The organism is Yoonia tamlensis (assembly GCF_900115105.1).
GTDB classification, from domain to species: domain Bacteria; phylum Pseudomonadota; class Alphaproteobacteria; order Rhodobacterales; family Rhodobacteraceae; genus Yoonia; species Yoonia tamlensis.
This window is the reverse complement of record NZ_FOYP01000002.1, coordinates 422,350-436,771: the sequence shown is the minus strand read 5'-3', so window position 1 is coordinate 436,771 and position 14,422 is coordinate 422,350. Positions and strand designations below refer to the sequence as shown.

Annotated in this window: 14 protein-coding genes and 1 tRNA gene; 5 read left to right on the top strand and 10 right to left on the bottom strand. The window is 55.2% G+C overall.

All coding sequences use genetic code 11. The annotated features are described in order from the left end of the window. Positions 1-57: 57 nt before the first annotated feature. From BM320_RS13995 to BM320_RS13985, 3 genes are all read right to left on the bottom strand, one after another. The gene (locus tag BM320_RS13995; protein ID WP_090201295.1) at positions 58-1,167 is read right to left on the bottom strand and encodes a site-specific DNA-methyltransferase; all 1,110 of its coding nucleotides are present in this window, start codon (positions 1,165-1,167) and stop codon (positions 58-60) included. 104 nt (positions 1,168-1,271) lie between these two features. Next, positions 1,272-1,889 carry a ribonuclease HII gene (rnhB, locus tag BM320_RS13990; protein WP_090201294.1) on the bottom strand — a complete coding sequence of 206 codons (618 nt, stop codon included), beginning with the start codon at positions 1,887-1,889 and terminating at the stop codon, positions 1,272-1,274. A 120-nt stretch (positions 1,890-2,009) separates the two neighbouring features. Then, positions 2,010-2,435, bottom strand: a complete 426-nt coding sequence (locus BM320_RS13985) for a hypothetical protein (protein ID WP_131802425.1) — start codon at positions 2,433-2,435, stop codon at positions 2,010-2,012. Between the two features lie 168 nt (positions 2,436-2,603). Between BM320_RS13985 and BM320_RS13980 the strand changes: the two genes are divergently transcribed. The 4 genes from BM320_RS13980 to BM320_RS13965 all read left to right on the top strand — a co-directional run bounded on the left by BM320_RS13980 (position 2,604) and on the right by BM320_RS13965 (position 6,497). After that, on the top strand, positions 2,604-2,885 hold the full coding sequence (locus BM320_RS13980; protein ID WP_090201290.1) for a hypothetical protein: 282 nt from the start codon (positions 2,604-2,606) through the stop codon (positions 2,883-2,885). Further along, positions 2,863-3,561, top strand: coding sequence for a winged helix-turn-helix domain-containing protein (locus BM320_RS13975; RefSeq protein WP_207496929.1), 699 nt, complete (start codon positions 2,863-2,865; stop codon positions 3,559-3,561). Before BM320_RS13980 ends, BM320_RS13975 begins: the two co-directional genes overlap by 23 nt. Before the next feature lie 277 nt (positions 3,562-3,838). Beyond that, positions 3,839-5,416, top strand: a complete 1,578-nt coding sequence (locus tag BM320_RS13970) for a phosphate ABC transporter substrate-binding/OmpA family protein (RefSeq protein ID WP_090201289.1) — start codon at positions 3,839-3,841, stop codon at positions 5,414-5,416. Between the two features lie 166 nt (positions 5,417-5,582). Further along, positions 5,583-6,497: a type IV pili methyl-accepting chemotaxis transducer N-terminal domain-containing protein gene (locus BM320_RS13965; RefSeq protein ID WP_165615064.1), complete on the top strand. Its 915-nt coding sequence runs from the start codon at positions 5,583-5,585 to the stop codon at positions 6,495-6,497. 50 nt (positions 6,498-6,547) lie between these two features. Here the strand turns inward: BM320_RS13965 and BM320_RS13960 are convergent, their stop codons facing one another. Both BM320_RS13960 and BM320_RS13955 read right to left on the bottom strand, forming a co-directional pair. Beyond that, positions 6,548-7,114, bottom strand: a complete 567-nt coding sequence (locus BM320_RS13960; protein WP_311135503.1) for a hemerythrin domain-containing protein — start codon at positions 7,112-7,114, stop codon at positions 6,548-6,550. Positions 7,115-7,202: 88 nt separating this feature from the next. Next, the gene (locus BM320_RS13955) at positions 7,203-8,231 is read right to left on the bottom strand and encodes a LacI family DNA-binding transcriptional regulator (RefSeq protein WP_090201284.1); all 1,029 of its coding nucleotides are present in this window, start codon (positions 8,229-8,231) and stop codon (positions 7,203-7,205) included. 89 nt (positions 8,232-8,320) lie between these two features. Between BM320_RS13955 and BM320_RS13950 the strand changes: the two genes are divergently transcribed. Continuing rightward, positions 8,321-8,397, top strand: a tRNA-Arg gene (locus BM320_RS13950). 8 nt (positions 8,398-8,405) lie between these two features. Here BM320_RS13950 and BM320_RS13945 read toward each other — a convergent pair. The 5 genes from BM320_RS13945 to BM320_RS13925 all read right to left on the bottom strand — a co-directional run bounded on the left by BM320_RS13945 (position 8,406) and on the right by BM320_RS13925 (position 14,363). Beyond that, a complete protein-coding gene (locus BM320_RS13945; RefSeq protein WP_090201282.1) occupies positions 8,406-10,037 on the bottom strand; it encodes an alpha-D-glucose phosphate-specific phosphoglucomutase in 1,632 nt (543 codons plus the stop codon). A 177-nt stretch (positions 10,038-10,214) separates the two neighbouring features. Further along, positions 10,215-11,249, bottom strand: coding sequence for an ABC transporter ATP-binding protein (locus tag BM320_RS13940; RefSeq protein WP_090201280.1), 1,035 nt, complete (start codon positions 11,247-11,249; stop codon positions 10,215-10,217). Beyond that, the gene (locus tag BM320_RS13935; RefSeq protein WP_090201278.1) at positions 11,237-12,658 is read right to left on the bottom strand and encodes a mannitol dehydrogenase family protein; all 1,422 of its coding nucleotides are present in this window, start codon (positions 12,656-12,658) and stop codon (positions 11,237-11,239) included. The genes BM320_RS13940 and BM320_RS13935 overlap by 13 nt, the downstream gene beginning before the upstream one ends. Next, a complete protein-coding gene (locus tag BM320_RS13930; RefSeq protein ID WP_090201276.1) occupies positions 12,658-13,494 on the bottom strand; it encodes a carbohydrate ABC transporter permease in 837 nt (278 codons plus the stop codon). Before BM320_RS13930 ends, BM320_RS13935 begins: the two co-directional genes overlap by 1 nt. 11 nt (positions 13,495-13,505) lie before the next feature. Further along, complete coding sequence (locus BM320_RS13925) at positions 13,506-14,363, bottom strand: carbohydrate ABC transporter permease (protein ID WP_242651063.1); 858 nt, start codon at positions 14,361-14,363, stop codon at positions 13,506-13,508. Positions 14,364-14,422: the final 59 nt, after the last annotated feature.

Genomic DNA, 14,422 nt, shown 5'->3' with positions numbered 1-14,422 from the left:
TTCACCGCAATTACCGGCGGTATCAACGTTGGGGAATGCGACGCGTGTTTGCCCGCGTCAGTGCTTCGCCATCTCGGAGCGGATCTGCTGGCGCAGCAGATCAATCGGGACTTTTTGCCCATCGCGTTTAAATTGCCAATAGGTCCAGCCGTTGCAGCTTGGCGCGCCTTCAAGATGGGCGCCGACCTGATGGATTGATCCTTTGATGTCGTCACCGACCAGCGTGCCATCGGCGCGCACCTTGGCCTTGTGACGCCCGTTCAGCGACCACAGTTCTTCGCCCGGGCGCAGCATGCCGCGTTCGACCAGCACACCAAATGCCACGCGCGGTTCGGCGCGTTTTGATGTGGACACTTCCAGCGCTTCGCTATCAAATTTGCGGGTATTGGCGATCCGTTTTGCTGCAACCTTGCGGTAGGCTTCTTCGCGCTCGATGCCGATAAAATCACGGCCCAGCATTTTTGCGACGGCGCCCGTCGTGCCTGTGCCAAAGAACGGGTCAAGAACCACATCGCCTGGGTTGGTTGTCGCAACCAGAATACGGTGCAGCAACGATTGCGGCTTTTGGGTGGGGTGGGCTTTTTCGCCCGCATCGTTTTTCAGACGTTCATGACCGGTGCAGATCGGCAGCACCCAGTCGGACCGCATTTGCACGCCTTCGTTTAGCGCTTTTAGCGCCTCGTAGTTAAAGGTGTATTTGCTGGCTTCTTCTTTGGAGGCCCAGATCAGCGTTTCATGCGCATTCGTCAGGCGTTTGCCACGGAAGTTCGGCATCGGGTTGGATTTACGCCAAACCACATCGTTCAATATCCAGAAACCTTGGTTTTGCAGCTCTGACCCCATGCGGAACACGTTGTGATAGCTGCCAATCACCCAGATCGCGCCATTCGGTTTAAGAATGCGGCGCGCGGCCTTGAGCCACTCACGGGTGAAGTTGTCGTAAACTTTAAAGCTGTCGAACTGGTCCCACGCATCGTCAACCGCGTCGACCTTGGAATTATCGGGGCGGTGCAAATCGCCTTTTAGCTGCAAATTATAGGGCGGGTCTGCGAAAATCAGGTCAACCGAGCCTTCGGGCAGGCTGTTCATCCGCGCAATGCAGTCGCCATCAAGGATCGTGTTCAGAGGGAGCGTGGAAGCCCCTTTTGCTTTGGTCTTAATCGTCATGTTCTGCCTCATACACCCGGCGGTTAATCCGCTCTTTGGTTGTCCCTAGTGTGAGTCACAGACGATTCGCTGTCAAAAACTTTATTGAATCAATGGGTTACAATTTACTCTTGATACAAGATATTGTGCACCGGTTTGAACGAACGTCTATGGTGAGGGGTGACACCAAGATTTGCCAATCCCGATTTATGCGCCGCCGTCGGGTAACCTGCGTTCTTTTCCCAGCCATAGCCGGGGTACTGTTGCGCCAAATCCACCATGTGTCTATCGCGCCACACTTTGGCAATGACAGAGGCCGCCGCGATCGACAGGCTGCGCCCGTCGCCTTTGACGATTGTTTCATTGGCAATGGCCAACCCGCGCGGCACAAGGTTGCCATCAATCAGCGCATAGTCAGCCGGACGCGCCAGCCCCGCAATCGCTCGCACCATCGCAATATGCGAGGCGCGCAAGATATTATGTTCATCAATTTCGGCCACTGTCGCCTGCGCCAGTGACACATCCGCCGCCGCCATGATCGCATCATAAAGCGCGTCACGCTTTTTGGCGGTCAGTTTTTTGCTGTCATTCAGCCCTGCGGGAATATTGGCGGGATTAAGGATCACGGCTGCCGCTACGACGGGCCCTGCCAATGGCCCGCGCCCGACCTCATCCACGCCTGCAATTGCCAAAAAGCCGCTATCTCGCGCGGCCTGTTCAAAAGTGTAATCCGGTTGTGTCATGGGGCCAGTGACCAGAAGCCGGATCAGGTTTCAAGATAAAAAGGGGCAAGGGCCATATCAAACCCTTGCCCCAAGGTGGCGCGGCGACCGGGGCCTGAAGCCGCGCTGACTGTCTGCGCCTTAGTGGCGCCGATCAATCCGGTAGCCCGCCTGACGCAAACATGCAGGGTCAAAACCGTTGCGCGGGCCGTCATCCGTGAACAGGCGCACTTCGCAGCGGTTGGGCAGATCGCGCACGCGGATATCGTTGCGCTGCAAACAGCGGCGCATCAGCATGCGGTGTTCGCCATAGCGGGTATCGATCCGTTCCATGCATGACTGCGGCAGGCTTTGCTGGTTGTTGCCGCTGGTCGGGTGTTGGGGTGTTTCGGGCTGCTGCCGGTCACGACGGTTGTTTTCGATCGCCGCATTCAACGCGGCCAGCGCGGCAATGCCGATTATAATCTTGCCGACATCATCACGGTCAAAACCGTTTGCCTGTGCAGGCATTGCGGTCGCAAAGGTGAGTGACAGGGCAGTGATGCCAGCGATTACTGATTTAAACATATGTTTTCCTTTCATCTGCTGCGCCTTTGAGATCGGGTCGACGCTAATAAAATGAAATTGCCGCCGCCGCGGGCTGCCAAACAATATCGGGGGATGGTTATGCGATGGCCGGCGCGATAACATAAGACGTTATTGAATATCACGGCGCATTGAGGTCAGTTAAAAACCATGAAACTTCTTTCTTACACATTCATGATCTTTTGTCTGACAGCGGTGTCCGCACAGGCCGATTGCTATGCCGATTATAAGGCCAAGCAAGACGACCCATTGCGGCTACACTATGGTGTGACACAGGTGCGCGGCGCTTGTAGTATACAGTCAGCCGAAGAACAGCTACGTCCGGCACTACAAAGTGACGGTTGGGCATTATTGAATGTGCTGGGTGTCTTTGAAGATGCCGGGCTAGAAGAAAGAAGGGACAGCGCTGGTGACTACTTCCTCCGCTACTGAAGCGCGTGAAATCGGATCGCGGATTGTTGTGACGGGTATCGTCGCAATTGTGCTGATCCTCGCAATCGCTGCTGTTCTTTTGTTTATCAACCTGCCTGATGCCAACGCGTTCAACCTGCGCGTTGAAAGGCTGTTTGTCGAAAACGATACATTAACCGGTAATGCCGAGATCAAGCTTCTTGAAATTCTGGCCCAGTCGGGCACGGCGTTTTCCGATACTTTATCATCCTACCGCTTTGTCATCTTTGTGTTGCTAGTCTTTGCGACAGCGCTTTTGATCGCGGCCGTGGCGTTTCTGGCCATGCTGGTGATGCTGAACCGCCGCATGGGCCGCATCGAACGCCAGGGCATCGAGGTGAATTCACTGACAATTAGCCGTGACCAAAATGCCGTTTATCTGAACGACTTTGAATTCAAACTGACCCCCGCCGCGATTGAAACGCTTTCCGTTCTGGCCGAAGCGCGCATGGATGACGAAGTGCTTTCTGGGGCCGAAATCGAAGCCGTCATTTCAGGGCGCGACAGTTCTGATTGTGAAGAAGCCGCCGGCGCCACACGGATCAAACGCCTGCGCGACACGCTTGGCAACCAGATGGTCAGCGAACTGCTGGTCAAGAACATCGCCCGTCAGGGATATATGCTTGCGATAGATAAAGACGTCATTCGTATGGTGTGATGCTGCCTGCGGCAATATCATCCACGAATCGCGCAAACCGAGTCGCGCCCGCGAGCGTCAAAACGGGATCAAACACAACCATAAGGCGCGTTTTAATCCAAAAAGTTTACGTTTTGCTATGAATTGCCGCCATTTCCTCTAATTTGGAAAAAATTCGCCGCATTTTGCGCACAATTAAATCTGTTAATGGTCGTTACTAGACACATTATTCTGGGAGCCCGTTTTCGGCGGTTTATCGCCATCGCCGAACGACCAACCCCAGGGAGGAGATTTATTAATGATGAGTAAGCGAAAGCATGTTGCATTGGGCATGATTACCATTGCAAGCGGACTAGCCTTTGCGGGCATGACACAGGCCGGAGAAGTCACACTTTCCTCTGCTGACGGCACAGTGAACATGACTGGTGAGTTCATCGATTTTCAGGATAACGCCTATATTATCTCGACGGCACTGGGTGAACTGCGCGTTGCAGCCAGCCGCGTAAGCTGTTCCGGCGATTCCTGCCCTTCATTCGGCGCAGTTGAAACCGACATTACAATTGCCGGTTCTGACGTTGTCGGTTCAGGCTTGATGCCGCTGCTTCTCGAAGGCTATGCCGGTTCGCTTGACGCTGCCTCGACTGAAAACGCCGGCCAGCCAGGCCAGTTGGTCGCAACATTGACCGCCGATCAGGGCTTTGGCGACGATATCGTATCTTTCCTTGTTGATTCAAAGGGCTCAACAGAAGGTTTCGAAATCCTGCTTGCGGATGAATCCGAAATTGCGATGTCATCGCGCCGCATCGTTCCGGACGAAGCGCGCAGCCTGCGTGACGCCGGTGCCGGCAACATGGTCGACCCAGCCCAAGAACATATCATCGCGATCGATAGTCTTGTCATGATCACCAATGCGGCAAACCCGATTGAAACACTGACAACCGAACAGGTACGCGCCATCTATTCAGGCGAAATCAGCAACTGGTCACAAGTTGACGGTCCCGATCTGCCGATTACGGTTGTTACACAGTCCGAAGACTCTGGTACGCGTGCCGTATTCGAAGAACGTATCTTTGGCGAAGCCGGTGCACCGCTTGCATCCGGTGCCGTTATTGCTTCTAGCGGTGGCGAAGCTTCACAACTGGTTAACGAAACACAAGGCGCCATTGGCGTTGTCGGTTATTCGTTCCAGCGTGGCGCGAACCCTGTGAACCTGATCAACGAATGCGGGATCACAATGACACCTGACGCATTCTCGGCACGTACCGAAGAATACGCGTTGCAGCGTCGCTTGTATCTCTACACACGTGAAGACACAATTTCCGACCAGTCACGTGCATTCGTGAACTACGCGACATCCAATGCCGCAGATAGCCTGATCGGCAAGGCCGGCTTTATCGGCTTCGGTGTTGACCGCCGTGAACAGTCGCTGGACAGCAGCCGCGCGCTTAGCTTGCTTGATCCGTCTGCTGATGCCTACGAAGCAGGCTTCATGCGTGCAATGTTGGGTCAGATGGTCGATTATGACCGCCTGTCAACAACCTTCCGCTTCCGCACAGGCTCTGCGCAACTTGATGAACGTGGTCGGATCGACCGTGACCGTCTGGTCAGCTATCTTGAAACACAACCTGCTGGCACAGAAGTCCTGTTGGTCGGTTTCACCGACGACGTTGGTCAGTTCGATGGCAACCGCGACCTGTCAGAACAGCGCGCTGCGCAAGTTTTGCAAGAGCTGATCGCATTTGCTGGCGACCGGATGAACAACATTTCGTTCTCTTCCGTAGGTTATGGGGAAATTGCACCGTCAGGCTGTAACGCAGACCAAGAAGGCCGCCGCATCAACCGTCGCGTCGAAGTTTGGATCAAATCACCCGCGTAATTGTCCAGCCAACGACCAACCGAACCCAAATCACGCGCCAGCACTGGCAAAGCTCCGCCTAGCGCCGCCGCTTAGCAACGCAAGACTTCACTTTGCCTGCGCCAGCGTCTGAGATGGGATCGATAAAGGAAACGATATGTCAAACCAAAGTAAACTACCAATAAAGTTGACAGCATCTCGGCGGTTCGCGTTTTCAGGACTAAGCCGGATTGTTACAGCAGCCTCGATCGGGCTTTGCCTTGCGACGGGTGCCACTGCACAAAGCATCGCAACCGATGTGGGTGCCAGCGAACGCATTAACATTGCGGGTCAACTATCAACCCTGAGCCAACGCATCATTGCATCGGCTTGCAACCTTAACTCCGGTATCACCGTGCGTGAAAGCCAGGCCGTTCTGCAAATCTCTGCGCAACAGTTTGGTGTGATCAGCGAAGCATTGCTTCACGGAAATCGCGGCATGGGCGTGTTGGGCGACGAAACCCGCGCACGGACCTTGCAAGTGATCGACGAGCTGAACACAGCTTGGGGCCCGCTTCTTGAACAGGCCACTGCAACCGCTGTTGCGGCGGATGATACGGCGCAAATCAAGGCGCTCGCGGACCAAAGTGACCCGCTCTTGCGCACTGCCAACATCCTTGTCAGTGAAATCACCGGACAATATGCGGACCCCGTAGCACTTTTGCATGCTGATGCTCTTTTGATCGACCTTTCCGGTCGTCAGCGGACGCTGGCCGCGCAAATGTCCAAAAACGTTTGCCTGATTGCTTCGGGGATCAATGTCGAAGAAGCCCAAGCAGAGCTTGCCAAGAGCGCCAAACTGTTCAGCGACACGCTGTCAGCCTTGCGCAACGGTCTGGAAAGCGTGGGCGTTCGCCCGCCGCCAACAGAACGGATCGAAGAAGGTCTGCAGTTCGCAGTTGAAGAATGGGACGCGGTACAGCCGCTTCTGGCCCAAGTCCAAAACGGCGAAACAATCGACCAAGCGGCACGCCAACGTCTGTTCTTTGCCTTCCTCGGCATCGAATCGCGGATGAACAACGTGACCGTGCAATATGACAAGAACTCGAAGCTGGGCCTATAAGGCGCCAACAAGCGAAACAAAAGGGCGCCCGATGTGGCGCCCTTTTTGCATTAACGGAACTGGGCAGGCGCGTATTTCAGCAAGACCGGCACAACCAGTTCCTCTTCGTCGACAAGATGCCGGTTAAGCATCGTTCCGAACCCGTCCAATACACCGTGCAAACCGCCCAGCGCATCGCGCAGCCCTGCTGCATCTGCCTTTAGTACACCATTGGCCGCATCCGTCAGCCCTGCAAGCAACCCGTCCATCGCATGATGATCCGAATCAAGCAGATCAAACCCGCGCGCCACCGGCGTATCAAGCTGTGCCATCACGGGGAAATATTGCGTATCCTCAATCTGGTGGTGCCCGTGCAACTGGTTGATCAACATACCGCCATAGCGCGCCAAACCGCGTTTATAGGTGTCAGTATCACTGCGCGCGTCCAAAATGGCTTCGAGATCATCGTTCAGATGCGTCAAAAGCCGGCGAAACATCAGATGTCGGTCCAACCAAAATGCGATCAGTTGTGAATATTGCGGGTGGTCCTGCCATGCATCGCGCGGGAATTCTTTGATCAATACCCGCAACGGATCCGGCAATCCCGCACGTGCAGCAAGGGCTAGCTCTGGGGTCATGGTCATCCTGTCGGTCGCGTTCGCTTTGTCCAATCATAGCGCAAAGCGCGACGGCCAGGTCAGATACTTATGTGCCACTGCGCAGGTGTTATCCGCGGCGGCGCAGGGTATCACCGAAGGCAAGCTTGGGGCTTAGCGTCACGATTTTCCCGCCTTGGGTGTCTTCGCCGCTGTGATAGCTGGCAATGATCTGCGCCGCCTTTACGCCAATTTCGCGCCGGCAAGCATCCATCGTTGCCAACTGGCTTGGTAAGCCGTCCAACAATTCAACACCGTTAAAGGCCGCAAGCCCGATCTTGCCCGGCACGTCGATGCCTTTTTCAAGCAGATACAACAGCCCGCCTGCGCCGATCATGTCGTTGGAAAAATACAGGAAATCAAGGTCAGGAGTGCGTTCGATCATCTTGGCGGTCATCTCGCGGCCCTTGGCCAATGCAGACCCGCCCGAGTAGAACTCCTGATCTGCAATCTCGATGCCCGATTGGGCCAATGTACGGGTGAAACCTTCAAACCGCTTGCGCGCGCGGTGATCAAGCGGCATTTTTGTGCCCATAAAGCCGATCCGCTTGTAGCCGGCCGCGATGATTTCTTCGGCCATGATCCGGCCCGCACGACGGTGCGAAATACCAACACAGGCATCAATCGGTTCGCCGTCAACGTCCATGATCTCGACCACGGGAATGCCCGCCTGTTTCAGCATCGCACGCGAAGCTTCGGAATGTTCCAGCCCCGCAATGATCACGCCCGACGGCCGCCAGGAAAGCATCTCGAACAGAACTTTTTCTTCTTTTTCAGGGAGATAATCGGTAACGCCAACCACCGGCTGCAACACTGTATCCTCTAGTACCTCTGAAATACCCGCCATAACCTCGGGGAAAACCATGTTCCCCAGCGACGGGATAATCACCGCAACAAGGTTCACCCGCTGCGACGCAAGTGCGCCTGCAATCTTGTTGGGCACATAGCCCAGACGCTTGGCCGCATCCTGTACCTTCTGGCGGGTCGCGGCGCTCACGTCGCCCTTGTTGCGAAGCACACGGCTCACGGTCATTTCACTGACCCCCGATGCTTCGGATACATCACGCAGGGTCAAAGGGCGTTTGTTACGGCTGGTCACGGCGTTATCCTGTCATTGTGCCCACCATTGTTAGCGACCCTTTGGCCCGTTGACCAGATGAACAAACACAGGCATTGACCAAGCGCACAGGCCCCGTGGCTCAACTGGATAGAGCAGCCCCCTCCTAAGGGGCAGGTTGCAGGTTCGAATCCTGCCGGGGTCACCAGTTTTGTTTCAGGTGATGACGTCGGGCGCGTTGCGGTTGATCATCGTTTGTAAATTGCTGACAGCAAGCGCCGCATCGCGGACGGGTTGCAGTGCTGCAAGGGTTTCACGGGTTACCGTGCCGGTCTGGCCCGAATATTGTTCGAGATAAAGCCGCAAGGTTGCGCCTTGCGTGCCTGTGCCGGAAAGCCGGAATACTGCGCGACCGCCGCCTTTGAATGTGATCCGCAGTCCCTGGTTTTTGCTGACAGAGCCGTCAACCGGATCATCATAGGAAAATTCATCCGCGCCCGAGATTTCCAAACCTGCGACGGTTTGCCCCGCCAAATCCGGCAGTTTTGCGCGCAAAGCGGCCATCAACGCGTTGGCTTTTTGGGTTTCGATAGCCTCATAGTCGCAGCGCGCATAATAATCGCGCCCGTAAGTCGCCCAGTGATCATGCACGATTTCGGCCACGGATTGCTTGCGCACGGCAAGGATATTCAGCCACAGCAGCACCGCCCAAAGCCCGTCTTTTTCGCGCACATGATCGGATCCTGTGCCGGCGCTTTCTTCGCCGCAAATTGTAACCTTGCCCGCGTCCAGAAGATTGCCAAAGAATTTCCAGCCAGTCGGTGTTTCGAAAAGCGCGATACCGCGTTTTTGCGCGACGCGGTCGCTGGCGGCGCTGGTTGGCATTGACCGCGCGATGCCCACAAGACCCTGCGCATAGGCGGGCGCAAGATGCGCATTGGCCGCAAGAATGGCCAGACTGTCAGAAGGGGTGACGTAAATTCCGCGCCCGACAATCATGTTCCGGTCCCCGTCCCCGTCCGAGGCCGCGCCCATATCCGGCGCCGCGTCCGACATCATCAAATCCATCAGGGTTTTCGCCCAAATTGGGTTCGGGTCAGGGTGACCTTTGCCAAAGTCTTCGAGTGGCGTGCCGTTCACGACGGTGCCCGCGGCTGCGCCCAATGTGTCCTCGAGGATCGTTTTCGCATAAGGGCCGGTGACCGCGTGCATCGCGTCAAAACACATCGTAAATCCGGATGCGAACAGGGCGCGGATTGCGTCAAAATCGAACAGTTCCTGCATCAATGTCGCGTAGCTCGCGACCGGGTCAACGACATCGACCGACATATTGCCAAGGGCGCTTGTGCCAAGCGCCGATAAATCAATATCATTGCCCTCAACTGTTTGATATTGCGTGATCGTTTGCGTCGCCGCATAGATTTTTGCGGTCAGGCCTTCGGGCGCGGGGCCACCGTTTTGCCCGTTAAATTTGACCCCGAAATCTTCGTCGATGCCGCCGGGGTTATGGCTCGCGGAAAGGATAAAGCCGCCGTCAGCCGCATTCAAGCGGATCAGATGCGATGCGGCAGGCGTGGACAAAAGACCATCTTCGCCGACAATCGCCTTTGTGACCCCGTTTGCAGCGGCCATTTTCAGGATCGTCTGGATGGCTTGGGTATTAAAAAACCGCCCGTCGCCGCCGATGACAATGGTCTTGCCCTGCCCGCCGCCAATCGCATCAAAGGTCGCTTGGATGAAATTTTCAAGATAGCCGGGCGCCATAAACACGCGGGTTTTCTTGCGCAGCCCAGAGGTGCCCGGTTCCTGCCCATCAATCGGCGAACATGCAATTGTGTTGATTTTCATCTGTAATCCCTTGTCGCGGTGACAGCACATCACCAGACCGGCCGCCACGGCGCGGCCTTTTGGGTATTACAACACAATGCAAGCGAAGAAAGCCAGTTTCACGCCGTAAACAGCAAGCGCGTAATGCAAGGTGGCGGACCAGCGCATAATTTGTGCGCTGGTCGGCGATATTTCTGGCTAGGCGCGCAAACCGGTCTGCGCGTCAAAGTAATGCGCAAGTTCGGGCTTGATCGTAAAGTTGATCGTATCGCCCTTATGCGCCTGTGGTGGCTTTTCTGTCTTGGCGATAAAGCTCACGCCGCTGTCTGTGATCATATGAACCATCGCGTATTCGCCAAGGTTTTCAACGATATCTAGCTTGCCTGAAACCACCGCATTGGCCGCATCACAGACTGTCAGATGCTCTGGGCGCAGACCAACCTCTTGGGAGGATGGCAGATCTTTGCCCAGAGCGGCGGCGGCGGTACTGGCAATATCGCCGGCGCCAAAGAAGTTCATTTTTGGGCTACCGATGAACTGCGCAACAAAGGCGTTGCGCGGGTTTTCATATAGCTCGATCGGGGAACCCACCTGTTCAACCCGCCCGTCGCGCAGCACGACGATTTTATCGGCCAATGTCATCGCCTCGACCTGATCATGGGTCACATAGATCATCGTATTTCCAAGCCGTTCATGCAGACGCGCAATTTCCAGCCGTGTTTGCACCCGCAAAGCGGCGTCGAGGTTGGACAGCGGTTCGTCGAACAAAAACACTTCGGGGTCGCGGACAATCGCACGCCCGATCGCTACGCGCTGACGCTGGCCGCCAGACAGGTTGCGCGGGCTGCGGTCAAGATAGTCACCAAGCTGCAAAATTTCGGCGGCGCCTTTGACGCGACGGTCAATTTCAGCCGGATCGGTTTTCGCCTGCTTAAGCCCGAACGCCATGTTTTTATAGACCGTCATATGCGGATACAAAGCATAGGTCTGGAACACCATCGCCACGCCGCGTTTTGATGCCGCAACATCGTTCACGACAGTATCACCAATCGCGACAGTCCCGTCGGAAATTTCTTCAAGCCCGGCAATCATCCGCAAAAGCGTTGATTTCCCACAGCCTGACGGGCCGACAAACACGACAAATTCACCATGCTCGATATCAAGATCGACACCGTGCATGACTTGTGTTTCACCATATTTCTTAACGACATTTCGTAAAGTTAGACCGGCCATTGTGTCTCCAATTCAGAAATTTCATGCCGAAGTTTTTCGGCGAAAGCAGGATAGGTTTTAGGCAAATCGCCCCAAAGCTGTTGGCTTTGAACGAAGTCTTCGGTGCCAAGCATAGCCGCAAGATCGTCCCAGCTCGGTTCGACATATTTGAACGGGATCTTGCCTGCCGCGACAAGCCGCGCAAACTGATGCCAGCTTGCGATACTGCGGATCGCATGTACGGGCATGATCCCCTGTTTTAGGCAACCTTCCAGCGTGGGCCGCACAAAGATCGGGAATTTTGCCATGCCGTCTGCGCAGATCCGCGCAACGGTGTCGCCAATCGCCTGATTGCCAAAACGTCGCGCGATATCGCGCAGATATTCGTCTTTTGAAAATGGCAGCGCCAAAGTAAGCGCCGGCAAGACCTCTTTGGTTTCGAAGGCCTGAAAATGCGCGTTCAAATGCGGCACCCGCATCGCGGCATCAAAGGTTTCGACACCCTCGAGCGCGGCCAGATAGCACAGCGCTGTATGTCCGCCATTCAGCACACGGATTTTGGTTTCCTCGTAGGGATCAACATCTGCTGTGACGGTCACACCGGCGCGTGCAAGGTCGGGCATGTCAGCCGCAAAATTGCTTTGCAGAACCCATTGCGTGAAATCTTCGGCCATAATCGGCGCGGTAACTTTCGCGCCCACGATCTCGCTAAGCTCATCACAAAGTTCTTGGGCGCTGCGGGGCGTGATCCGGTCCACCATCGAACAGGGGAATGCCACGTTTTGCGCAACCCATTCAGCCAGCGCCGTATCCTTGCAGGCGTGCAGATAGGCCAGCAGATTGCGGCGCAACATCTTGCCGTTCTGGCGGATATTGTCACAGCATGCGATTGTCAGCGGTGCCGCCGTTGTCTGCATCCGCCCGCGCAATGCCGCGCGCAGATAGCCATAAACGCTGTGCGCCTGTGCGCCTGTGGCTTCGGCAGCTATCAGTGGATCGGCAACATTTAGGTCGCCGTTCGGATCGGTGTAATAGCCGCTTTCGGTGACGGTGATTGTCACCAGATGCACGGATTTCGCACTTAGCAAATTCTCGGCCTCTGCCGGTACAATGCTCCAGTCGACAAATTTCACATGTGACCGCACGCGCCGGATTGCGACAATGTTATCCGCCGAAATGGATTTCAGAAAATAACCGTCATGGCCTGTGGTATCGGCCTTTGCCGCGGCGAATTGCGCAGATTCAGAGCCGCGCAAATTCACCGCCGCAATGCCCCAGCGCAGATCGCCCGTCCGGTCCATATAATCATCGACATAGACCGCCTGATGCGCGCGGTGGAAGGCACCGAACCCTAGGTGGACAATCCCGATTTCACATGCGGACCGGTCATAGCGGGTCGCGGCAATTTTTGTAGAGATCGCGGTAGTCATTACTTCACCGCTCCGAATGTCAGGCCTTGCACCAGTTGTTTCTGACAGAACCAGCCAAGGATAACGATGGGCGCAATCGCGGCTGTGGACACCGCAGACAGACGGCCAAAGAACAGACCTTCGGGTGCGCGGTTGCCTTCGATCAGCTTGGACAGGGTTGCCGCGTCAATAGTGGTCAGACGCACGGTCCAATAGGCTTCGTTCCAGCAAAAGATGAATGTCAGCAGCGCCGTGGACGCGATACCGCCCCATGCCAGCGGGATCAGGATATCCTTGATCTCGCCCCAGGTATTCACACCGTCCATTTTGCCGGCTTCGATGATCTCTTTGGGGATTTCCTTGAAGTAGGTGAACAGCATCCAGATGACGATCGGCAGGTTGATCAGGCACAAGACCACAATCACCAGGAAATGCGTGTCAAAGATGCCAAGGAAATTCTTGGTCAGGAATGTCATCGGATACAGCACGGCGGCCGCAGGCAGCATTTTTGTCGACAGCATCCACATCAGGATGTCTTTGGTGTGACGGCTGGGGTTGAACGCCATCGCATAGGCCGCTGGCACCCCGACAAACAGCGCGAACAATGTCGCAAAGGTCGATGTGATGACCGAATTGATCGCGAACCGCCAGTAATCATAGTTCTGGGTCATGTTCGTGTAGTTTTCCAGCGTCGGTGTAAAGCGGAACAAATGTTCGGGCTTTACCGCATCAGCATCGGTTTTAAAGCTGGTGAACACCAACCAGAAAATCGGGAAAAAGAAGATAAGGGCGACGATCCATGCCACGACGGGCCATGCGATTTTGCCAAAGTTTGAACGTTCTGTAACAGCTGCCATTGTCTTTCTCCCTAGTCCATCAAGCTTTTGCCAACCATGCGCAACAAGAAGATCGCGATGATATTGGCTAGGATGACGGCAAAGATGCCCGTGGCGCTTGCTGCACCAATGTTGTTGGATGTGAATTCACCGATCAGATACGGCAGGTTCTTGTTGCCGTTGCCGCGGCTGACGATTTCAATCTCGGCGTAAAGCGACAGGTGAAAGATCGACTGGATCATCACAACAATCGCAATAGGACGCGCCAGATGCGGCACAGTCAGGTTGATAAACTGTGACCAAGGTGATGCGCCGTCCAATGTCGCCGCTTCTTTCTGGCTTTCATCTTCGGACTGCAAAGAGGTCATGAAAATCAGGACCGCAAATGGTGTCCACTGCCAGGCCACCATCATGATCACCGCATAAGCGGATGTCTGTGTGGCGCGGAACGAGATCGGTTCAAACGTTGGCCATAGGTTAAAGAACCAGCCCAGCACAGGGAAATCGCGCAGCCCGTCGATCAGGTTGTTGATGCCGCCCACGGCAATCCCTTGCAGGCCAAGCACCGGATCAAGGATCATGTTGATCCACAAAACCGCGTTAACAGCAGGCATCACAAAGAAAGGCGAAATCAGCAGAACCCGCACGATACCACGGCCAGGGAAGTTACGGTTGATCAGAACCGCGATCCCGAGACCCAGAATAACCGTGATGATCAGGATACTGCCCACAATCAGAACCGAGTTCTGGATCGCAAAGATAAAATCCTTGGCCTTTAGAACATAGGCATAGTTGCCGAAACCGCGCCAGTTGCTAAGCGCCGGTGTTGTCCATTCAGGCCGGATATTGCTGTTCAACACATACCGAATGAATGAAAAATAGAGCGTCATGCTCAGCGGGACCAACATCCAGATCAACAAAAGGATGACTGCTGGCGTTTGTAGGATAC

What these genes read in the sequence shown, in the direction of transcription:
- BM320_RS13995 (WP_090201295.1), bottom strand. Translation starts at nt 1,167, where the DNA reads ATGACGATTAAGACCAAAGCAAAAGGGGCTTCCACGCTCCCTCTGAAC.
- rnhB (WP_090201294.1), bottom strand. Translation starts at nt 1,889, where the DNA reads ATGACACAACCGGATTACACTTTTGAACAGGCCGCGCGAGATAGCGGC.
- BM320_RS13985 (WP_131802425.1), bottom strand. Translation starts at nt 2,435, where the DNA reads ATGTTTAAATCAGTAATCGCTGGCATCACTGCCCTGTCACTCACCTTT.
- BM320_RS13980 (WP_090201290.1), top strand. Translation starts at nt 2,604, where the DNA reads ATGAAACTTCTTTCTTACACATTCATGATCTTTTGTCTGACAGCGGTG.
- BM320_RS13970 (WP_090201289.1), top strand. Translation starts at nt 3,839, where the DNA reads ATGATGAGTAAGCGAAAGCATGTTGCATTGGGCATGATTACCATTGCA.
- BM320_RS13960 (WP_311135503.1), bottom strand. Translation starts at nt 7,114, where the DNA reads ATGACCCCAGAGCTAGCCCTTGCTGCACGTGCGGGATTGCCGGATCCG.
- BM320_RS13945 (WP_090201282.1), bottom strand. Translation starts at nt 10,037, where the DNA reads ATGAAAATCAACACAATTGCATGTTCGCCGATTGATGGGCAGGAACCG.
- BM320_RS13940 (WP_090201280.1), bottom strand. Translation starts at nt 11,249, where the DNA reads ATGGCCGGTCTAACTTTACGAAATGTCGTTAAGAAATATGGTGAAACA.
- BM320_RS13935 (WP_090201278.1), bottom strand. Translation starts at nt 12,658, where the DNA reads ATGACTACCGCGATCTCTACAAAAATTGCCGCGACCCGCTATGACCGG.
- BM320_RS13930 (WP_090201276.1), bottom strand. Translation starts at nt 13,494, where the DNA reads ATGGCAGCTGTTACAGAACGTTCAAACTTTGGCAAAATCGCATGGCCC.
- BM320_RS13925 (WP_242651063.1), bottom strand. Translation starts at nt 14,363, where the DNA reads ATGACGCTCTATTTTTCATTCATTCGGTATGTGTTGAACAGCAATATC.